Genomic DNA, 21,228 nt, shown 5'->3' with positions numbered 1-21,228 from the left:
CGGCGTTACCTCGACCGCGGCCGGGCGGTAGAGCCACATCATCACCAGCGCGATCCCGGCGATCACCGCGGCCACACCGATCGCCGCGCGGCGAAGCGCATCGGCCCGCCGGGACGAACCCGCGGCGGCGTCGGTCGCCAGGGTGGGCGGCGCGGGCGAGTCGGCGATCCGCGGCGCGGGCGGGTGAGCGATGCGCGGTGCCGGCGGTCGAGCGATGCGCGGCGCCGACGCAGCGGTACCGCTGCCGGGCAGCCGGCCGGCCGCGCTGGTCAGCTGGATGCGATCCAAGGTCTGGTGGCGCAGCCACTCGGGCGCCGGGATGAACACCGGCGCACCGCCGAGCAGGGCCACCGGGTTGACCATCCGGCTGCGCTCCCGCGCACAGCGCTCGCATGAATCGATATGGCGGGCTATGCGTTTGCGGATCAAGATGGTGAACTTGCCGTCCCAGTTCGCCACGATCGTCGCCAAATCCGGGCAGCCGGTGCCGAATTGCCGTGCCCGCCGGGCCACCAACAAGGCGCCGAGTGACCGTTCCACCGTCTCACGCAGCCGGTACACCAGTTTGGTGGCGGTGCCGGCGCTGACGTCGAGTACCCGAGCCAGTTCCGGCCCGTCCAGACCGTGCCGGTAGGTCAGATCCAGGACCGTCCGATCCCGTTCGGAGAGACCATCGGCAACCGCGGCGATGAGCGCCGCCAGCTCATCGCGGGCGGCCAGCGTATCCGGGCCGGCGTCCCTCGACGGTTCCTCGGGAATCTCCTCGAACACCCGTTCCCGGTTGCGCTGTCGGATGCAGCGCAGCGCCTCGTTGCGCGCGATGGCGTACAGCCAGGGGCGCAGCTTGGTCGGATCGCGCAAGGTTCCCAATTGGGTCGCGGCGACGCAGAATACGTCTTGCACGCAGTCGGCGGCCGCATCGCGGTCGCGCACCATGCCGATACAGAAGTCGTGCAGCCGATCGGCGTACCGGTCGTAGATTCGGGCGAATGCCTGCCGGTCCCCGGCGGCCGTCGCATCGACCAACTCGGCGTCGCTGGCCGCGTCCCAATCCGGTAAGGCAGTCATCACGACGCCTTTCGATCGCACCGTTGCCGGGGAGATTCGTCGGACTCCCCGTCACCCCTCCTGACAGCGCTTATACCCGTGGGCGTAACCCACGGGTATAAGCATGCTCGGATCATCGGCATAGCGCAAAGGTTTCGCCGATTACGGGAACAGCGGCGGAAGGGTGAGGTCGAGCGCGCCCGGCACCCCCACGTGCACTCCGTCGGCACCCACCGAGACATCCGGGCCGCCAGGGGTGCTGACGCCGACCCCGTCGCCGCGCACCGAGACATCCGGCCCGCCAGGGGTGCTGACGCCGACACCGTCGGCGCCGACCGAAACATTGGGACCGGCCGGCACATTGACGCCCACCCCGTCGGGACCGATCGACACGATCGGGTCGGTCGGGGTGGCCTCGGGCGGCAGAACCGGCTTCTCCTGCACCGGTGGCGGAACCGGGGCCGGCAGCGCCACCGGCGCCTGCGGTGCGGGCGCGGACGGCACCGGAACGCTTTGGTGCGGCGCCGTCGGCAGGTCAACGATCGGGCCGGCGACGCGACCGGGCACGACCGGGCTGGCCGGCGGGTTGACCACCGCGGCGCTGTCCGGCAGCGGCTGCGTCGCCGGCACGCTGGCGCCCGGCCCGACGTCGAGGCGCGGTTGCTGCCCGGGGCCGAACAGCAGCACACCGATGGCGGCGGCCGCGGCCACCGATCCGGTCAGGGCCGCCGCGCCGGCGATCAGTCGAAGCCGGGACCGGGCAGGGTTGGCGCTCGGGGTGAACTCCGAATCGGCATACCGGTCGGACCAGCCGCCGTCGCGGGCGTTGCGCAACGCGGTGGTGTTCGATTCGGGGGGGTGGATGGTGCTCATCGGTCTTCCTCACTGGGTTCGCAACCCCGGATGGGCTGCTCTCACAGGTAGGAGCGGCGACCGGCCCGCAACCGGACATCTTTTCCGAACTTTTTCCAAAACTTCGCGAATCGGCTAGTCACCGCGCCGCGTCGGGCCGTCGAGCCGGCCGGAGTCCGGGTGGCCGACCGGCTCGGCCCGCTGCGGGAGGTGGGGCCCCGAGTAGGCTCAACCCATGGTTTCGGAGGTAATGGACTGGGACAACGTTTACCGCGGCGAAGGCGTGTTCGACGGGCCGCCGCCCTGGAATATCGGTGAACCGCAGCCGGAACTGGCCGAACTCATCCGGGCCGGCAAGGTCCGCAGCGAGGTACTCGATGCCGGCTGCGGGGTCGCCGAACTCTCGCTGGCGTTGGCGGCGCAGGGCTACACCGTGGTCGGGATCGACCTGAGCCCCACTGCCGTCGCCGCCGCCACCGCGGCCGCCGAGGAGCGCGGGCTGACCACCGCCACCTTCGTGCAGGGCGACATCACCGCGTTCACCGGCTATGACGGGCGGTTCAACACCGTCTTCGACTCGACCCTGTTCCACTCGATCCCGGTGGAGAGCCGGGACGGCTACCTGTCCTCGGTGCAACGGGCAGCCGCTCCGGGCGCCAACTTCTTCATCCTGGTGTTCGCCAAGGGCGCCTTCCCCGCCGAACTCGAAGAGAAACCGAACGAGGTCGAGGAAGACGAGTTGCGGGCCGCGGTGAGCAAATACTTCGACATCGACGAGATCCGCCCGGCGTTCATCCACTCCACCATGCAGCAGTTCGGCGAGGAGGCACCGCAGTTCCCGCCGCACGGCACCGACGAGAAGGGCCGGCTGAAAATGCCGGCCTTCCTGGTCAGCGCGCGCAAGGCGACCTGACCCGGCGCCGCAGCGGCGCGCTACTTGACCGCCAGGGACAGGCCGAAGTCCTCGGCGGTGTCGGTCCACCATCGAGTCGGCTGCAGGCCCGCCGCGGTCAGTTCGGCTGCCACCGCCGACGGCCGGAATTTGCACGACACCTCGGTGAGCAGCCCCTCCCCCGCGGCGAACTCCACGATCAGATCCAGGGCGCCGATCCCGACCCGCTGCGCGCATTCGGCGTGCAGCCACATCTCGATCCGTTCCGCGGCCGGATTCCATCTCGCGACATGGTCGAACACCTCGAGATCGAAGTCGGCCTGCAACTCCCGGTTGATCACCGCCAACACGTTACGGTTGAACTGCGCGGTCACCCCGGCGGCGTCGTCGTAGGCGCGGACCAACCGCCCGGGGTCCTTGACCAGATCGGTCCCCAGCAGCAGGGTGTCGCCGGGCTCCATGGCCGCGGCGAGGTCAGCCAGGAACACCGCCCGCGGGCCGGGGGTCAGATTTCCGATGGTGGAGCCGAGGAACACGAACAGCCGGCGCCCACCGTCGGGAATGTGGGCCAGGTGACGCTCGAAATCACCGCAGACCGCGTCGATCTCCATGCCCGGGTAATCCTGCTGTAGCGCATCGGCCGCTTCCCGCAGCACCTGCGCGTCCACGTCGAACGGGACGAACCGGCGCAAAGCGCCCGCGGCGTGCATCGCCGAAAGCAGCAGCCGGGTCTTCGCCGACGTGCCGCTGCCCAACTCGACGAGGGTGTCCGCGCCGCTGGCCGCGACGATCTCCCCGGCGCGGTCGGTGAGAATGCCGGTTTCGGTTCGGGTCGGGTAATACTCGGGCAGCCGGGTGATCCGGTCGAACAGGTCGCTGCCGACCGAGTCGTAGAACCATTTGGGCGGCAGGGATTTCGGGGTTCGGCGTAATCCGTCGGCGACGTCGCGGCGCAGTGCGGTGTGCGCGGTGTCGGCAGCGAGATAATTCGCCAGGGAGACGGTCATGGCGCTCCTTCCAGCCGGCTGAGGGCCACTCCGCCCGGCCCGGCCTCGACCAGATGCTGGTCGGGGACGTCTTGCCAGGCGTTGTCGTCGTCGTAGGGTTCGCTGGCCAGCACCACCCCGTCGGGCCGGACCAGCACCGACAGGGTGTCGCCCCAGGTCGTGGCGAGCAGCCGGGTGCCGTCTGCGGCCAGGATGTTCAGCCGGGCCGCCGGATCCGCGGCGCCGACCTCGAGGATCGTCTCGGCAAGCCGGTCCAGTCCGCGCTCGAAGATCAACGCGGCCAAAACCGCACTGTCGCAGGTGGATTCCGCCGCCGGCGGTGCCGGGATGACGGCGCGGTCGACGACGCCGTTGTGCGAGAGCAGCCAGCGACCGTCGCTGAACGGCGCGGTGGCGGTGGCCTCGATCGCCATCCCCACCGTCGCCGAACGCACCGCGGCCACCACGCAGTGACTGCGCAGCGCCGGGGCCACCGACGCCAACGACGCATCCCCCCACAGCGGTGCCGAGCTACGCCACCGCCGGGGTACCGAACCGTCGAAGAACCCCACTCCCCAGCCGTCGGCGTTCATCAGGCCGTGCCGTTGGCGCCGCGGGGCATACGACTGCACCGCCAACCCGAACGGCGGGTCGTAGATCAGCGAGGCGACGCTGACCTCGCGGCCCAGCCAGCCCAGATGACGGCACATCAGTGCGGGTCCTCCCCCACCGTCCAGGCCAGGCGCAGCCCGGCGAACAGCTGACGGCGGATGGGAAGGTCCCAGTTGCGGAAGCTCGGGCGCAGAATCTCCGGGGCGACCGCCCACGAGCCGCCGCGCAGCACCCGGTAGTCGTCGCCGAAGAACGGCGCGGAGTAGCGCCGGTAGAGCATCGGCGCGAAACCCGGCCACGGCCGAAACGGCGAGGCGGTCCACTCCCAGACGTCACCGAGCAACTGCTCAGCCCCGTAGGCCGACGCGCCCGCCGGGTAGGCCCCCACCGGGGCGGGCCGCCGGGCCGCACCACCGAGGTTCGCGTGCCGCGCGGACGGCGGCTCGTCGCCCCACGGGTAACGGCGCCGCCGGCCGGCGGCGGGGTCCCAGGCGCAGGCCTTCTCCCACTCGATCTCGGTGGGCAGCCGGGCACCCGCCCAGGCGGCGTACGCCTCGGCCTCGTGGAAGCCGATGTGCTGGACCGGCTCGTCGTCGCGGAGCTCCTCGACGTGGCCGAACCGGATGCGGGTGCCGTCGGCGCGCCAGAACTGCGGGGCGAGCAGCCCGGCCCGTGACCGGTGCGCCCAGCCCGTCGCCGTCCACCAGCGCCGGTCGGTGTAGCCGCCGTCGGCGATGAAGGCGCGCCACTCGCCGTTGGTGACCGGCACCCGCCCGATCCGGAACGCCGGCACCTCCACCACGTGCGCGGACCGCTCGTTGTCCAGGGCGAACGGTTCGCTTTCGGTGTCCACCCCCAACACGAACGGGCCGCCCGGCACCAGCACCGACGTGCCCGCCAGGTCCGGCCGGCCGGTCGGCAGCGCGCTGCCGGGGCCGAGCAGTGGTGCGCCGCGGCGCAGGTTGAGGGCCTGCAGCATGGTCTCGTCGTGCTGGTGTTCGTGGCTGACCACCATCGCGTACGGGAACAGGGCGGCCTCGGTGTCGACGCGGGCCAGCTCGTCGAGGACGCGGGCACGCACCGCGTGGCAGTAGGCCCGGGCGCGATCCGGTGTCAGCAACGGCAACTCGGCGCGGCCGGCGCGCGGGTGGCGGAACGCGTCGTAGAGGTCGGCGACGTCGTCGGGCAGCAGGCCGGGTCGGCTCGGGTCGCCGCCGCGCAGCAGCCACAGCTCCTCCTGCTGGCCGATGTGGGCCAGGTCCCAGACCAGCGGACTCATCAACGGGTCGTACTGCCGCAGTAACTCGGCGTCGTCGAAGTCGGTGAGCGCCAGGGTGCGCTCCCGCGCCCCGGCCAGCTGCCCGGCCAGTGCGGCGGCGGCACCGGCGAGTGCCCCGGGCGCGCTCATCCGTCCTCCCGCGCCATCCGGGTCACCGTCGCCACGATCCCGTCCCGGATCACCCGCTCGGCGAAGACCTCTCCGGGGCAGCGGCCCTGCTCCACCGCCTCGGCCAGCAGGGCCATCGACGGCGCCAGCGAGGCGGGGGCCCGCTCGGCGGCCACGGCGACACACCGGTTGGCGGCCGCGTACAGCCGCCGGTCCCCCAACCCGATCCGCGCGGCGATGTCCCAGGCGGTGGCCACCGGCGCGACGGCGGCCGCGGCCAGGTCGGCGGCGACCGGATCGTCGAGCAGGGTGACCAGGGTGTACACCACCGCGGGCCACACCGGGCCCGGGACGCTGTCCAGGTAGCGGATCTCCAGCCAGCCGCGCGGCCGTACCGGCGGGAACAACGTGGTCAGGTGGTAGTCGAGGTCGGCCGCGGTGGGCGCCCGGCCGGCCAGCGGTGACCAGCCGTCGACCCAGTCCGCGAACGGCACGTAACGGGTCACCGGTGCCGCATCGGGGTTGTGCACCAGCATGACCGGCGCCTTCAGCGCGTACCGTGCCCAGGCGGTCCGGGGGTCCTGCCCGTCGGTAGCCAGGATGGGGCCGCAGCGCGCGGAGTCCAGCAGGCTCCACACCCGCTGGCGGGTCGACACCCAGCCGGAGAAGGTGCCGCTCAACATCGGGGAGTTGGCGCAGATCGCCACCATCGTCGGGCCCAGCGCGTGGGCGCGCCGGACCCGCTCGGTCCATCCGCTGCGCGGGCCCGCCTCGACATTGACCTGGATTGACGCGGTGGCGGTCATCATCGCGGCGCCCGCCTCCCCGGTGTGGCTGGCGGCGAAGAACCGCTCCATGGCCCGGTAGCGCGCGCCGGGGTTGATCCGCCGGGTCGGTCGCAGCGGGTCGGTGCCCAACAGCACCAACCCCAGACCGGCCCGGCCGAAGACCGACCGCAGCACCGCCTGGTCGGCGGCGACCGCCTCGATCGCGGCGACCGCCCCGTCGAGCGGCGGACTGGACAACTCCACCGCCCCACCGGGTTCCACGGTCACCCTGCTGCCGCCGGGCAGGGTGGGCAACGCGGCGCAGACCGCGGCGATCCGCGCCCAACTGGGTCGGCGGTGGGGGCGGGCCAGATCGAAGCAGTGCGCCTCGACCTCAAGCCCCACCGGGCCGACGGCGGTGTCGCTCAGGCAGTCGGCGGTGATGTGGTCGGCGGCGGCGGCCGAATCGCCGAGGTCGTCCGGTGCACCGGGTTCGGGGGCCGGGTGGGCCGGGGCCACCGCCGCGCGGCGACCCGGTGATGCTAGAGGTCGCATTCCCGGATCACCCCCGCCTTCTGCCGTTCGCGGTCGCCGTCGTGCTACTGCCCCAGGCTGTTCTGCATCGCTCCGGCCAGCACGTCGACGGCGGGGCCGCCGTTGCCCGGCTGGCAGACCTTGGCCTGCAACAGCACGTTCTCGCGTAACCGGGTCTGGTTGAAGCAGCGTCGGTCGACGCCGGCTTCCTGCTTGGTCCAGGCCGCGTCGCTCTCCCCCGGCGGCCCGCCATCGAAGGTCCAGACCTGGGTGGCGCCGTCGTCCAGATGCATCGCGGTGGTCTGCCCGGAGCAGCCCACGGTCCGGTCCACCACCCGGTGGAAGGCGCGACCGGCGGCCTCCGGGGTGGCGAACACCCCGACGGCCTGCTTGGTCATATGGGTGTTGTCGGTGGCCGAGGTCTGGGTCAGGGCGCTGTTGTACGAGGCCAGGTCGGGGTCGTTGTACACCTCCGGCAAGCCGATGTCGGCCCAGTTGTTGCAGGCGGCGTTGTCGACCCAGAAGCCCTGGTAGGGCCGGCCGGAGACGGATTCCCAGCCCATCGGGGCGCCGACGATGTTGCCCACCGACCCCTTGCCGAGCACGGCGTAGGTCACCACCCCGGGGTCGGAGGGCGCCGCGGCGGCCAGCGGCGCCGCGGCCAGCGCGGCTACCGCTGCGACGGCGGCCACGCGCAACGGCGCGGTCCTGTGCATGGGTTACCCCTTCGTCGAGCCTTCGGTCGACCCTTCGTCGCGCCGGCGACGCCGGTCGGCGTCGCGGCGATGCTCATGGCTCCGATCATGCCAGCACCTCGGCAGGGCGTCAGCCGTTCTTGGCGTGGACCCCTTCTTCCACCTTGCGGCCGAGGTCCGGGTCGACGTTGCGCCAGTACTCGAAGACCCGGGACAGCACCGGTTCTTTCACACCGCCACTGACATGCCCGATGATGTTGGCCGCCAAGCGTTCCCGTTCGGCGTCATCCATCACGTCGCGGACCAGCGCGCCCGCCTGGCCCCAGTCGTCGTCGTCCGCGCGCAGCGTATAGGCCTGCCGGACCAGTTCGCCGTCGGTGTGCCAACGCACTTCGGCGGCCCGGTCCGGGTCGGCTTGCGGCCCGCCCACCGAGTTCGGCGCATACACCGGCTCGGTGTAGTTGTCCACCCGCAGGAGGCCGTCCTTGGTGTAGGCCCGAACCGGACAGACCGGCCGGTTGACCGGGATCTGGCGGAAGTTGACCCCGAGGCGGGCGCGGTGGGCGTCGGCGTACGAGAACCCGCGGGCCAACAGCATCTTGTCCGGGCTCAGGCCGGTGCCGGGCACGGTGTTGCTGGGTGCGAACGCCGCCTGCTCCATCTCGGTGTGGTGGTCGGTGACGTTGCGGTCGATCGTCAGCTTCCCGACGTCGATCAGCGGGTAGTCGCCGTGCGGCCAGACCTTGGTCAGGTCGAACGGGTTGAACCGGTAGGTTTTGGCCTCCTCGAACGGCATGATCTGCACCTTGAGCGTCCAACTCGGGTAGTCCCCGCCCTCGATCGCGGTGAACAGGTCCCGCTGGTGGTAGTCGGAGTCGGTGCCGGCGAGGCGGTCGGCCTCGTCCTGGGTGAGAAAGTCATTGCCCTGGTCGGTGATGAAGTGGTACTTCACCCAGAAGATCTCGCCGTCGGCGTTGATCCAGCTGTAGGTGTGGCTGGAGTAGCCGTTCATGTGCCGCCAGGTCTTGGGGATGCCGCGGTCCCCCATCAGCCAGGTGACCTGGTGGGCGGTCTCCGGTGACAGGCTCCAGAAGTCCCATTGCATGTGATGATCGCGCAGGTTGCTGTCCTGACGGCGCTTCTGGGACCGGATGAAGTGCTGGAACTTCATCGGGTCGCGCATGAAGAAGATCGGGGTGTTGTTGCCGACGATGTCGAAGTTGCCCTCGGTGGTGTAAAACCGCTGCGCGAAACCGCGCGGGTCGCGCCAGGTGTCGGGGCTGCCCCGCTCACCGGCCACGGTGGAGAACCGGCTCAACGTCTGGGTGCGGGTGCCGGGCTGGAAGACCGCCGCGCGGGTGTAGGCGCTGACGTCGTTGGTGACCTCGAAATGGCCGAACGCTCCGCCGCCTTTGGCGTGCGGCTGGCGCTCCGGGATGCGTTCGCGGTTGAAGTTGGCCATCTGCTCGATCAGGTAGTGGTCGTGCAGGACGATCGGGCCGTCGGGTCCGACTGTCAAAGAGGTGTCGTCGCTGGGAGCAGGCGCACCGGCGTCGGTGGTGGTGAACTTTTCGGTCATCGCGAAAACTCCTTGTCGAGGCGGGCTGAGGCTGAACCGGACGGAAGGCGGATCCGCTGCGCGTTGGCTGCACAGCGTGAGCGTTGAGGCGAAAACAGCAGGGCTGCAACGCTAATCGCGTCAGAGGCGCGGTAGCGGGGCATCGGTGTCCGAGTGCCGGGGGCTGAGCGCCAGCCGACGAGCGGGGACATCACCAGCACCAGTTTGGTCCTTTTCGACAGTCTGTCAAGGCGGCGGCGCGGTCAGCGGCGCGGCGGCGGCGGGGGAGGAGGCTTCTCGCTGCCGGGACCACGGTCCTTCTGGTCGTGATGCATCATGCACGGGTGCATGCCGTCGTGGTGGTGATGGTGATGCCCGCGGTGGGTGAGGATCGCACCGGAGAAGAAAATCACCGCGGTGGTGAACACGACGCCGGAGATGATCACGACCCAGGCGGCCACCTGATAGAGCCGATTCGGAGCCGGCCGGCTCAGTGCCGTGCTGGCCGGGGCGGGGTCGCCTTGCGGCTGGGGAGTCTCGGTCATACCGCCATCATGCCGATGAGGTCGCGAGCGCGCTACGGTTCGCCGGGATGAATCGGCGCCTCAGGCGATCGCCGGGGCGGCGGCCAGCGCGGTGGTGACCGGCGTGAGGTCGCCGAAGAGCCCCGCGGCGGCACGCAGTTCGCGGAAGGCGTGGACCATCGCGTCGGTGACCTCGTGCGGGTCGCGCAACGTCTGGTCGTCGGTGAGTATCGCGATGTTGAGTTGGTCGACGTAGCTCCACACCGTGACGTTCAGCGCGCTGCCGGCGAGCAGTGGACCCACCGAATAGAACTCGCGCAGCATCGCCCCGCCGACGCTGCCGCGTTCGCGCGGTCCCGGCACGTTGGACACCGTGAGGTTCTGCAGCCGGGTCTGGGTGCGGCGGGTGGACAGCCAGCCGAACAGGGCCGGCGCGATCAACGGCGGAAGAAACTCCAGCCAGGACTTGAGCAAACCCGGGCCGAGCGCGAGGAAGTCCTCCTTGCCTTGGGCCGAGCTCAGCTTGGCCAGGCGGAGCCGCTCCAGGGGGTCGTCGATCTGGACCGGCAGCGAGACGTTCATCGCGCCCAGTTCGTTGCCGGTGACGCGGTCGGGGTCGGTGTCCAGGCTGGCCGGCACCGAGGCGGTCAACGGCCGGTCGGCGCGACCGTCGTAGCGCAGCAGCAACTCGCGCAGGCCGCCGGCGGTGACGGCGAGAACCACGTCGTTGATCGTGACCCCGAGCTGCTTGCTGGTCTGCTTGATGTCGGACAACGCCAGTGTGGCAGTGGCGAATTCGCGCCCGGGGGAGAGCACATGGTTGAAAAAGGTGGGTGCGGGGGAGAATCGGCCGGCCAGCTCGGGATGGCGGCCGCGGCGGCGGCTCGCCTGCCGCAGCCGCCACACCCCGGTCACGGTCTGGACCAGCAGGCGCGGCAGGCCGAGGAGCTGGCGGGCGTGGTCGCGTCCGGCCCACAGCAGCAGCGCGGCTGCCGGCGGCGACGGGCTCGGCGGTGCGGGCTCCCGCTCGTCGGCCGCCGTCCCGGTGAACTGCATCGTGCGGGCCAGCAGGTTCCCCGACGCCACCCCGTCGGCCAGGATGTGGTGGATCTTGACGATCACCGGCACCGAACCGTCGGCCATCCCGGCGACGACGTGCATCTCCCAGGGCGGCTTGCTCAGGTCCAGCGGGGTGCTGGCGACCTCACCGATGAGCTGATCGAGTTCGCGCCGGCCGCCGGGGGCGGCGACGCTCGCCGGGCGCACGTGCTCCTCGAGGTCGATGTCGGCGTTCTCCAGCCACACCGGATGGTGCAGGCGCAGCGGCACCGGCACCAGCCGGTAGCGGAACGGGGTCAACAGGTGCAGGCGGGTGCGCAACAACTCCCGGAACAAGGCGACGTCGAACGCGCCGCCGTAGCGGGAGACGTCCAGAACGCCGATCTTGAGCGTGTGGGTGTGCACGTTGGGTGTCTCGGTGTAGAGCAGCAGGGCGTCCATGCCGTGCAGCCGTTTCATGGTCCACCTCGATACGACGGGTCGGGCCGGCCGGGGCCGAACCGGTGATGTCCCTAATGTAGTCGGTGCGGCGCCACCGACGACGGCGTTCGCCGGACCGCCCGCAGCCGGGGTCCCCGCTCGGTAATATCGCGTGCGGTTCCGGCCCACCGAACGAGGGAGAGACGTGAGAGACCGGCTCGCTTCGACCGGCGACCTGGTCGCGACGCTTCGGCGGGCGGGACTCATCGCCGGCCTGCGCCCCGACAAGTACGTGCGGATGATCGCCGCGATGCGCCGCGAGCACCTGGGATCCACGTCGGGTTTCGCCTCCGCCGCCCGCCGCTGCCCGGATCGGCCCGGCCTCATCGACGAACTCGGCACGCTCACCTGGCGTGAACTCGACCGGCGCAGCGACGCGTTGGCGGCGGCGCTGCAGGCACTGCCCGGCGGGGCGCCCGCAGTGATCGGGATCTTGTGCCGCAACCACCGGGGCTTCGTCGAAGCCCTGGTCGCGGCCAACCGGATCGGTTCCGACGTGGTGTTGTTGAACACCTCGTTCGCCGGTCCGGCGCTGGCCGAGGTGGTGGCCCGCGAAGCACCCGACGCCATCGTCTACGACGAAGAGTTCACCGCGATGGTCGATCGTGCGCTCACCGACCGGCCGGACACCGTGCGGATCCTCGCCTGGACCGACTCGACGAAACCCGCGCAGCGCACGGTGGAGGCGATGATCGGTGAGCATGCCGGCCGGCGTCCGGCGCGCAGCAGCGGCAAGGGCAACCTGGTCCTGCTGACCTCGGGAACCACCGGAACACCCAAGGGCGCCAAGCGATCCGGGGGAGGGCCGGGCGAGCTCGCCGCGGTGCTCAAACGCACCCCGTGGCGCGCGGAGGAGACCACGGTGGTGGTCGCCCCGATGTTTCACGCCTGGGGCTGGTCGCAGCTGGTGCTGTCGGCGTCGCTGGCCTGCACGATCGTCACCCAACGCAAGTTCGACCCCGAGGCCACCCTGGCGATGGTCGACCGGCATCGGGCCACCGGCTTGTGCGTGGTGCCGGTCATGTTCGACCGGATCATGGAACTGCCCGAGGAGGTTCGCCGCCGCTACAGCGGCCGCTCCCTGCGGTTCGCCACCGCGTCGGGCTCGCGGATGCGCCCCGACGTGGTGACCGCGTTCATGGACGAATTCGGCGACGTCATCTACAACAACTACAACGCCACCGAGGCCGGCATGATCGCCACCGCCACCCCCGCCGACCTGCGGGCGGCCCCCGACACCGCGGGCCGGCCCGCCGAGGGCACCGAGATCCACATCCTCGACGACGAGTTGCGCGAACTGCCGGTCGGGGAGGTGGGCCAGATCTTCGTGCGCAACACCACCGGCTTCCAGGGCTACACGTCGGGGAAGACCAAGGATTTCCACGGCGAGTACATGGCCTCCGGCGACATGGGTTACCTCGACGCCGCCGGTCGGCTGTTCGTGGTCGGCCGCGACGACGAGATGATCGTCTCGGGCGGGGAGAACGTCTATCCGATCGAGGTGGAGAAGGTGCTCGCCGCCCACCCGGAGGTGGCCGAGGCGTCGGTGCTCGGCGTCGACGACGACCAGTTCGGCCAGCGGCTGACCGCGTTCGTGGTGCTCGAGTCGGGGGCGACGGCCGACCCGGATACGCTCAAGCAGCACGTGCGGGAGAACCTGGCCGGCTACAAGGTGCCGCGGGAGATCACCGTTCTCGATGAGCTGCCGCGCAACGCCACCGGCAAGATCGTGCGAAGCGAACTGTTGGGCCGCATCGGCGGGTAGCCGCCGGGTTCAGCTCGCCGCGGAAGCAGAGCCGGCGGGACGGCTGCGGGCGAGCACCGAGGCGACCGCCTGCTGCAGGCCCGGAACGAAAGCTCCCTGCTGCAGCGTGCAGCAGGCATGCCCGCCGGCGACCTCGACGGTGTCGGCGCCGGGGATCTGCTCGGCGAGCCAGCGCTGGTGGCGCGGGGAGATGACCCGGTCGCGGCGGGGCACCACCACCGCGGTCGGCACGTCGATCTGCGCGATCCAGGACCGGGAGTCGAACCGGACGATCTCGGCCAGCGAACGCAGCATGCCCGGCACGCTGGTCGCCCGGAACTCGTCGAGCGCCCACTGCATGTTGTTGGCGGTGGCGACTTCTCGCAACGCGGCCGCCGGCGGGCCGGGGATCGGGGTGAACGCGTCCAGCAGCGCGGCGAACAGGCTGGTGCCCAACCGCATCGGCATGGCCTCGGCGAAGGTCGCGGCCGCGGCGCACAGCACCAGGCCCTCGACGCGGGCGCGGTGGCGACGCCAGGTCAGCTGTGCCACCAGCGAACCCATCGAGAACCCGACCGGGATGAAGGTGCGGATGCCCAGCGCGTCGGCCACGGCGACCGCGTCGTCGGCGCAATCCTCCAGCAGCACCCGCGACGCGGTGATGCCCGACCCGTGCCCACGCTGGTCGAACACGATCACCCGACCGAACTGCCGCAGCATCGCCAGCGACGGATACCAGGTCAGCATGCCGGTGCAGGCCACCGAGTGCAGCAGCAGGAACGTCGGGCCGCCGCCGGTCGGGCCGCTGTCGACCGCATAGGTGCGGCCCCGGCCGGGCAGGTCGAGAAGACGACCGGTGGGGCTGGGACCAAGCGCTTCCGCTCCCGGCAGTTTGGTCGCCAGGAGCTGCGAGGGAAGGCCGCGCAGGCCGGTCAAGACGTCGATTTCTCCATTGAAACACACGGTTCGGGCCGGGCGGGGGAGCCTCACCAGGGCTTGAACGGATTCACCGCGAACTGGATGACGCGATACGGCGAGCGGTCGCGCGGGGAGGTGTTCCACTGGCTGACGAACACCCGCACCTCATCGAGTGTGGAGCCGGGGGAGATGTAGCCGCCGTAGGGCTGGGCCAACCGGTTGTCTCCGGGATCGGGCAGGCTCTCGACCGGCTCGGGCCAGACCGGCCAGTCGGCGTGTTGCACCACCGTGGTCACCGGGGCGCTGCCCAGCGCGGTCGGGTCGTTGGCCACCCGGATCTCCATGTTGCCGGTGGTGGCGTTGAAATACGACAGCACCGCCTTGCCGTCGATCTGCTTGAAACTCATCTCGCCGACCTGGTCGGGCCAGAGCGGGGTGGGCGGGTTGCCCCAGCCGCCCCCGGCGAACTCCGGGCCGGCGGCCCAGCCCTGCCAACCGGAGCGGTCACCGAAGCCTTCGGGTGGCACCCGGTAGAGCACCACCGGGGCGCTGCGGTCGAAGTTGTTGGCCACGATGTAGACCCAGCCGGTCGGGGATTCCGGGGTGGGGATGGGATCGTAGTAGCCGCTGATCTGGGTTTGTCCGCCGTCCTGGTAGTCGGCGGCGCGCAGCGAACCGGGCACGGTCTCCCACCCGGCGCGGCCCGCCTCGGCGCGCACCAGCCGGGACGACTTGGGTACCAGACGGGTGGTGGTGGTGACCAGCAGATAGTTCTTGCGGTTGATCTCGACGATCCCGGCCGGGAGCTGGGACGATCCCGGCGGAGTGGGCTCGGCCAGCAGCGGTTCGAACACTCCGGTCACCCCGGTGTAGGTCACCCCGTCGGGTGCGCCGATCGAGTCGGTGTCCACATGCAGCGCGATCGGGGAGTACCAGCCGCCGAAACCGACGCCCTGCCCGGCGAAGCTGTCCCCGCAGACCTGCAGCACCTCGGTGGGGAACTGCATGAACTCGCACAGGTCGGTCGCACCGACCCCGTAGTCCCGGGTCGGGGTACCGGTCCCGGCGGTGGGGCCGAGCCGCACCACCTGGCCGGGCGCCAGTGGCGGAAGCCGAGAGTCCGATGCCGGCGGATCGGCGTGGGCGGCGCCCGGCGGGAGCACCGGCAGGACGCAGGCCGCCGCGAACACGAGGGCCGACCATCGGCGGAACCCGCTGCGGGACTGGGCCGGGCTCACCGCGGCTCAGGTTCGGGCGGCCAGCAGCTCGGCGATCTGGATGGTGTTCAGAGCGGCGCCCTTGCGCAGGTTGTCCCCGGCCAGGAACAGCGCGAGCCCCCGACCGTCGGGCACACCCGGGTCGGTGCGGATCCGGCCCACCAGGGTCTCGTCGGCGCCGGCGGCGGCCAACGGCGTGGGCACGTCGACCAGCTTCACCCCGGGGGCCTGCTCGAGCAGTTCGGTGGCCTGCTGCGGGGAGATCGGCCGGTCGAATTCGGCGTTGATCGACAGGCTGTGGCCGGTGAACACCGGCACCCGCACGCAGGTGCCGCTGACGGCCAGCTCCGGGATGCCGAGGATCTTGCGGCTTTCGTTGCGCAACTTCTGGTCCTCGTCGGTCTCCCCGGAGCCGTCGTCGACCAGCGCACCGGCCAGCGCCACCACGTTGTAGGCGATCGGCGCGACATAGGTATTCGGGTCCGGGAAGGACACCGCGTCCCCGGCGTAAACGAGCTTCTCGGCGTCGTCGGCCACCGCCCGAGCCTGATCGACCAGCTCGGTGACCCCGGCCAGCCCGCTGCCGGAGACCGCCTGGTAGGTGGAGACGATGATGCGGCGCAGCCCGGCGGCGTCGTGCAGCACCTTCAACGCCGGCATCGCGGCCATGGTGGTGCAGTTCGGGTTGGCGATGATGCCCTTCTTCAGCGGCCAGGCCTGCGCCACATCCCGGTCGAAGTTGACCTCGGCCACCACCAGCGGCACCTCGGGATCCTTGCGCCAGGCCGAGGAGTTGTCGATCACGGTGGCGCCGGCCGCGGCGAACCGCGGCGCCTGCACCTTCGACATGGCCCCGCCGGCGGAGAACAACGCGATGTCCAGACCGGACGGATCGGCAGTCTCGGCGTCCTCGACCTCGATCTCGGCCCCGCGGAACGGCAGCTTGCGTCCGGCCGAGCGGGACGAGGCGAAAAACCGCACACTGTCGGCCGGGAAGTCCCGTTCGGCCAGCAGCGCGCGCATCACCTGACCGACCTGTCCGGTGGCGCCGACGACGCCCAGTGCGACCCCGGCCATCAGCGACCCGTCCCGCCGTAGACGGTGGCCTCTTCGACACTGCCGAGGTTGAACGCCTCGTGCAGTGCGCGCACCGCCGTCTCCAGCTCGGTGTCCTGGCAGAGCACCGAGATGCGGATCTCGGAGGTGGAGATCAGCTCGATGTTGACCCCGGCGTCGGCCAGCGCCTCGCAGAACGTGGCGGTCACCCCGGGGTGGCTGCGCATCCCGGCACCGATCAGCGACACCTTGCCGATGTGGTCGTCGTAAACGACGTTGGAGAAGCCGATCTCGTCGCGCAGCGACTCCAGCTTGTCCACCGCGGTGGGTCCGTCGGCGCGGGGGCAGGTGAAGGTGATGTCGGTTTTGCCGTCCTCGACCTTGGAGACGTTCTGCAACACCATGTCGATGTTGACGTCGGCGTCGGCCACGGCGCGGAACACCTTCGCCGCGTAGCCGGGGGTGTCCGGGATGCCGACGACGGTGACCTGCGCCTCGCTGTTATCGTGCGCGACGCCGGTCAGGATGGGGTCTTCCATGGGAATGTCCTTGATCGATCCGGTAACGAGGGTGCCGGGCTTGTCCGAGTACGACGAACGCACATGCACCGGGATGTTGAAGCGCCGGGCGTACTCGACGCAGCGCAGCATCAGGATTTTCGTGCCGCAAGCCGCCATCTCCAGCATCTCCTCGAAGGTGACCCGGTCGAGGTGCTGGGCGTTGGGCACGATGCGCGGGTCGGCGCTGAAGATGCCGTCGACGTCGGTGTAGATCTCGCAGACGTCGGCGTTGAGCGCCGCGGCCAGCGCGATCGCGGTGGTGTCCGACCCGCCGCGGCCCAGGGTGGTGACGTCCTTGGTGGACTGGCTGACGCCCTGGAACCCGGCGACCAGCACGATCTGCCCCTCGTCGAGGGCCGACCGCAGCCGGCCGGGGGTGACGTCGATGATCTTCGCCTTGCCGTGCGCGCCGGTGGTGATGACCCCGGCCTGTGATCCGGTGAACGACCGGGCCTGCGCCCCGAGCGACTCGACCGCCATCGCCACCAGGGCGTTGGAGATGCGCTCACCGGCGGTCAACAGCATGTCCATCTCCCGCGCCGGCGGGGACGGGCAGACCTGCTGGGCGAGGTCGAGCAGGTCGTCGGTGGTGTCACCCATCGCCGAACAGACCACGACCACGTCGTTGCCGGCCTTCTTGGTCTCCACGATGCGCTCGGCGACCCGGCGAATCCGATCGGCGTCGGCCAGCGACGATCCGCCGTACTTCTGCACGATGAGCGCCACAAGAATCCTTTCTCAGCTGACGGGCGGCACCACCAGAGTAGAGGTTAGCTTCTCACCGGCGGGACACCCCGACTGTGCGACCGTACGCCGAATCGCCGCACGCCAGCCACAGGACGCGAACGGCGACGCCTGGAGCGACCCGGAATCGACCCTTCGGATGGCTCGGCGGCCTGGCGCCACGCGAAACCGCGTCGGGCGTCGCCCGTGGTCGTTGATGCCACGCAGCGTGATGTCGCGATAAACAAACCTGAGAATCGAATTAATCTATACGAAATCGTCCCGAACAGATATGCTCCAGGAACGGCAGCCAGGACATCACTGGGCTGGGCCACAGATATAGCGCGAGGTAAGCGCGAAGGGGACGCGGTCTTACCTACGGGTTGTTGAACGATGCTCCTTGCTGCTTGGAAAGTGGGGAGTTCCAAATGAGTGTTAATCCATTCGACGATGACAATGGCAGCTTCGTCGTGCTCATCAATGACGAAGAGCAACATAGCCTCTGGCCGACTTTCGCCGAGGTTCCGGCCGGTTGGCGGGTGATCCACGGCGAAGCGGACCGAGCGTCGTGTCTGGAGTTCATCGAACAGAACTGGCCGGATATCCGGCCAAAGAGCCTGCGGGACAGGCTCGCCGAAGGCGCCGGGGCCTGACGCGATAACCCGGGGGAAACGCGCGGCTTAAACCGGAGCTGGAGGGGGCATGCAGCTCAACGATCGATCATTCCCAGTAACTCGTGCACAACTGGACATCTGGCTAGCAGGGCACACCGGCCGATCGGGCGCGGAGTGGCAACTCGGTCTGTTTGTGAAAATCAGCGGCGCGGTTCAACGAGACGCCCTGGAGTGGGCGATCCGGCGCGTAATTCAGGAAACGGAACCGGTTAGGGTTGCCTTCACTGATCTCGACGGTCAAGTGCGCCAAACGCTGCAGGACTACCCCGACGTCGAGTTGGTCTTTTGTGATCTGCGTGGCGCCGAAGTTCCGATGCTGGCGGCCCGCGAGGCAGCCGCGGACATCCAGCGCACGCCCATGGCCTTGACTGGTCCGCTATTTAAATTTGCTCTCTTCCAGACCGGCGCCGCGGAGTATTGCTTCTTCGGGTGTGGTCACCACATCGTCGCCGACGGTACCGCGATCGCGCTGATCGGACACCGGATCGCCGCGGTGTACACGGCAGCCGTGACGGGCGAACCCATTCCGCCCGCTTTCTTCGGCACCCTCTCCGACTTCGTAACCGGCGAGCTGGAATACGAAGAATCAACCGACTACCTCGATGACGAAGCCTATTGGACAAAATGCCTTTCTGCGCTCAGCGAATCGGATGACCGTTCGCCGAAGCAGCAGGACGGCACGGACCTGAACGGGCCCACCGCACCGGTCGAACTTGACGCATCGCTGTTGCGCCGGGTCGACGAGCTCGCCGACGTCGCGAACGTCCCGCGGACGGCGGTGCTGACGGCGGCGTGCGCGCTTCTGGTGCGCGGATGGTGTTCCGGCGGGCCGGAAGTAGTGCTCGATTTCCCGGTGACCCGGCGGGTGAGCCTGGAGTCGAAGACGCTCCCGGCGATGCTGGCGGGAGTTGTGCCGCTGGTCCTCGAGGCGGCGCCGGACGCCTCAGTGCTGGCCTTTTGCGAACACGTCGGGCAGCGTATTCGGGAGGCGGTGCGTCATCAGCGGTTTCCGGTCCAAGCCCTGGAGCGCAAGCTGCGAGAATTTCGCCCGGGCGAATTGACCAACCGTGTCAATATCAACTTCCTGCCGTCCACGTTCACGTTGGATTTCGGCGGAGCGACAGCGACCGCCGAATTGACCAATATCGGGCTGGTCGGCGGCTTCGGACTCATCTTTTCCTCCGCAGGGAATCAGCTTTTTCTCAGCACCATGGGGGCGGGGCAGCCCTTCGCGGACTTCGCTGACGGTGAGCTGGTGTCGCGGTTGGAGCGGGTGTTGGTGGCGATGGTGGCTGATCCGGGTCGGCTGGTGTCGTCGGTGGGTGTGGTTGATGAGGCGGAGTCGGCGCGTCTTGATGGGTTGGGTCATCGGTCGGTGTTGACCCGCCCGGTTGTGGGTGGGGTGTCGATTCCGGAGTTGTTTGGGGTGCAGGTGGTCCGGGCGCCGGGGGCGGTGGCGTTGCGGTGTGGGGGTGTGTCGTGGACGTATCAGCAGTTGGATGAGGCGTCGAATCGGTGGGCGCATCTGCTGGCCGAATACGGTGCTCGCCCGGGTGGGTGTGTGGCGTTGGTGGTGGAGCGTTCGGCGGTGGCGGTGGCTGCGGTGTTGGGGGTGTTGAAGACCGGGGCGGGGTATGTGCCGGTGGATGTGGGGTTGCCGGCGGGTCGGGTTTTGTTCATGTTGGCTGATGCGGCTCCGGTGGTGGTGGTTGCTGGTGGGCAGTGGGCGGGCCGGTTGGCGGGGTCTTGGCGGCCGGCGATCGGGAAACCGATGGGGACATCGGTGCAGGCGCTCAGTTTTGCCAGCAGCACCGCCAACCCAGCTTGGACCACCATGAAGCTGGTCGCATTGTGGGAGCGCGCCAGTTCGCGGACCTGCTGTTGCAACTCAGCCGGCCAGTCCACCGCCACACTGGCGCCCCGGTAATCGGCCTCCGGTGGATAGGGCCGATCCGTCGGCAACTCCAACCACTTCGGCAAGCCCGCCAACGTGTTCCGCCAGTACGCCAATTGCCCGGCAACGGGGCTGTCTTTGTCATCAAGGTCGCCGAGGTTCTTCCGTTGCCAGAGCGTGTAGTCGATGTACTGTGCCGGAAGCGGCGCCCACTGCGGCGCTTGTCCAGCCGCACGGGATGCGTAGGCTGTCCCGATGTCGCCGACCAACGGGCTGATCGAGGTCCCGTCAGCGGAAATGTGGTGCACCACCGCAACGAATATGTGGTCGCCCTCGCCGATTCGGAATAGCTTTGCTTGAACCGGGGTTTCGGCTGTCAGATCAAAGTTGTACCCGACGACCGCACCGATGGCCTCGGCGATTTGCTCCGGGCTCCATTGGGTGGCCTGGATAACCTGCCACCCGAAATCGACCTTCTCGACCGAACGGACTACCTGCTGCGGAATCCCGTCCACGGCGGGGAATACGGTGCGCAGACTCTCATGGCGTTCCACCACATCGACCAGAGCTTGTCCCAGCGCCTCCACGTTGAGCGAACCCGTGATACGCAACGCGGCCGGAATGTTGTACGTCGCTACCGCGCCTTCGAACCGGTTCAAGAACCACATCCGGTTTTGGGCGTAGGACAGTGGGATGGTCTCCGGGCGCGGCATCGGTGTTAACGCCACCCGCCCGGCGGTGCCGGTCTTCTCCGCGAGGCGACGGGCGAGCTGGGCTACTGTGGGCGCCTCGAAGAGCGCCCGCACTGCCACATCGATGTTCAAGCTGGTGTTGATGGCGGCGATGACCCGCATCGCCGACAACGAATCCCCACCGAGGTCGAAAAACGAGTCATCGACCCCCACCCGCTGCAAGCCGAGCACCTGGGCATAAATCCCAGCCAAGATCTCTTCGGTCAGGTTCGTCGGAGCACGATAACGCTCGGCATCAACGTAGTCCGGCGCCGGCAGAGCACGCTTGTCCAGTTTGCCGTTGACCGTCAACGGAAG

Annotated in this window: 17 protein-coding genes and 2 pseudogenes; 4 read left to right on the top strand and 15 right to left on the bottom strand. The window is 69.5% G+C overall.

The window, feature by feature from the left end; genetic code table 11:
* Window positions 1-1,068: RNA polymerase sigma factor (locus A5643_RS18465; protein WP_066854901.1), on the bottom strand; the 1,068-nt coding region annotated here is incomplete at its 3' end.
* Between the two features lie 141 nt (window positions 1,069-1,209).
* Window positions 1,210-1,920 carry a hypothetical protein gene (locus tag A5643_RS10945; RefSeq protein WP_066854899.1) on the bottom strand — a complete coding sequence of 237 codons (711 nt, stop codon included), beginning with the start codon at window positions 1,918-1,920 and terminating at the stop codon, window positions 1,210-1,212.
* A gap of 214 nt (window positions 1,921-2,134) precedes the next feature.
* Here A5643_RS10945 and A5643_RS10940 point away from each other — a divergent pair, with 214 nt between their 5' ends.
* Entirely contained in the window at window positions 2,135-2,812 is a 678-nt protein-coding gene (locus A5643_RS10940; protein WP_066854897.1) for a class I SAM-dependent methyltransferase, read from the top strand.
* A gap of 20 nt (window positions 2,813-2,832) precedes the next feature.
* Here the strand turns inward: A5643_RS10940 and egtD are convergent, their stop codons facing one another.
* The 8 genes from egtD to A5643_RS10900 form a co-directional block, all read right to left on the bottom strand.
* Window positions 2,833-3,798 (bottom strand): L-histidine N(alpha)-methyltransferase, encoded by a 966-nt coding sequence (gene egtD, locus A5643_RS10935; protein WP_066854894.1) that lies wholly within the window; start codon window positions 3,796-3,798, stop codon window positions 2,833-2,835.
* Window positions 3,795-4,487: an ergothioneine biosynthesis protein EgtC gene (gene egtC / locus A5643_RS10930; protein ID WP_066854892.1), complete on the bottom strand. Its 693-nt coding sequence runs from the start codon at window positions 4,485-4,487 to the stop codon at window positions 3,795-3,797. Before egtC ends, egtD begins: the two co-directional genes overlap by 4 nt.
* Entirely contained in the window at window positions 4,487-5,797 is a 1,311-nt protein-coding gene (gene egtB, locus A5643_RS10925; protein WP_066854890.1) for an ergothioneine biosynthesis protein EgtB, read from the bottom strand. Before egtB ends, egtC begins: the two co-directional genes overlap by 1 nt.
* Entirely contained in the window at window positions 5,794-7,098 is a 1,305-nt protein-coding gene (gene egtA, locus A5643_RS10920; protein WP_066854888.1) for an ergothioneine biosynthesis glutamate--cysteine ligase EgtA, read from the bottom strand. The genes egtB and egtA overlap by 4 nt, the downstream gene beginning before the upstream one ends.
* A 44-nt stretch (window positions 7,099-7,142) precedes the next feature.
* Window positions 7,143-7,793: a sensor domain-containing protein gene (locus A5643_RS10915; protein WP_066854880.1), complete on the bottom strand. Its 651-nt coding sequence runs from the start codon at window positions 7,791-7,793 to the stop codon at window positions 7,143-7,145.
* A 109-nt stretch (window positions 7,794-7,902) separates the two neighbouring features.
* On the bottom strand, window positions 7,903-9,351 hold the full coding sequence (locus tag A5643_RS10910; RefSeq protein ID WP_066854877.1) for a catalase: 1,449 nt from the start codon (window positions 9,349-9,351) through the stop codon (window positions 7,903-7,905).
* Between the two features lie 242 nt (window positions 9,352-9,593).
* The gene (locus A5643_RS10905; protein ID WP_066854874.1) at window positions 9,594-9,875 is read right to left on the bottom strand and encodes a hypothetical protein; all 282 of its coding nucleotides are present in this window, start codon (window positions 9,873-9,875) and stop codon (window positions 9,594-9,596) included.
* A 60-nt stretch (window positions 9,876-9,935) separates the two neighbouring features.
* Window positions 9,936-11,372: a WS/DGAT/MGAT family O-acyltransferase gene (locus tag A5643_RS10900; RefSeq protein WP_066854867.1), complete on the bottom strand. Its 1,437-nt coding sequence runs from the start codon at window positions 11,370-11,372 to the stop codon at window positions 9,936-9,938.
* A 166-nt stretch (window positions 11,373-11,538) separates the two neighbouring features.
* On the opposite strand from A5643_RS10900, the gene fadD12 reads away from it, so the two are divergent.
* Window positions 11,539-13,158: an acyl-CoA ligase FadD12 gene (gene fadD12 / locus A5643_RS10895; protein ID WP_066854864.1), complete on the top strand. Its 1,620-nt coding sequence runs from the start codon at window positions 11,539-11,541 to the stop codon at window positions 13,156-13,158.
* Window positions 13,159-13,167: 9 nt separating this feature from the next.
* On the opposite strand, the gene A5643_RS10890 is transcribed toward fadD12, so the two are convergent.
* The 4 genes from A5643_RS10890 to A5643_RS10875 are packed head-to-tail and all read right to left on the bottom strand — an operon-like array spanning window position 13,168 to window position 17,614.
* Entirely contained in the window at window positions 13,168-14,073 is a 906-nt protein-coding gene (locus tag A5643_RS10890; protein ID WP_231995531.1) for an alpha/beta fold hydrolase, read from the bottom strand.
* A 50-nt stretch (window positions 14,074-14,123) separates the two neighbouring features.
* Complete coding sequence (locus A5643_RS10885; RefSeq protein WP_066854861.1) at window positions 14,124-15,245, bottom strand: DUF4185 domain-containing protein; 1,122 nt, start codon at window positions 15,243-15,245, stop codon at window positions 14,124-14,126.
* Between the two features lie 54 nt (window positions 15,246-15,299).
* On the bottom strand, window positions 15,300-16,349 hold the full coding sequence (locus A5643_RS10880) for an aspartate-semialdehyde dehydrogenase (protein WP_066854858.1): 1,050 nt from the start codon (window positions 16,347-16,349) through the stop codon (window positions 15,300-15,302).
* Entirely contained in the window at window positions 16,349-17,614 is a 1,266-nt protein-coding gene (locus tag A5643_RS10875) for an aspartate kinase (protein ID WP_066854850.1), read from the bottom strand. The genes A5643_RS10880 and A5643_RS10875 overlap by 1 nt, the downstream gene beginning before the upstream one ends.
* A gap of 425 nt (window positions 17,615-18,039) precedes the next feature.
* Between A5643_RS10875 and A5643_RS10870 the strand changes: the two genes are divergently transcribed.
* Together A5643_RS10870 and A5643_RS10865 are read left to right on the top strand one after the other, a co-directional pair.
* Window positions 18,040-18,264: an MbtH family protein gene (locus tag A5643_RS10870; protein WP_066854847.1), complete on the top strand. Its 225-nt coding sequence runs from the start codon at window positions 18,040-18,042 to the stop codon at window positions 18,262-18,264.
* 49 nt (window positions 18,265-18,313) lie between these two features.
* Window positions 18,314-19,987 (top strand): annotated as a pseudogene (locus tag A5643_RS10865) (condensation domain-containing protein); the annotation flags it as partial.
* A gap of 35 nt (window positions 19,988-20,022) precedes the next feature.
* Here A5643_RS10865 and A5643_RS17815 read toward each other — a convergent pair.
* A pseudogene (locus A5643_RS17815) lies at window positions 20,023-21,228 on the bottom strand (condensation domain-containing protein); the annotation flags it as partial.

The organism is Mycobacterium sp. 1274756.6 (genome assembly GCF_001668625.1).
Lineage (GTDB): Bacteria > Actinomycetota > Actinomycetes > Mycobacteriales > Mycobacteriaceae > Mycobacterium.
Note: the sequence above shows the minus strand (reverse complement) of the source record. Positions and strands in the feature narration are given on the sequence as shown.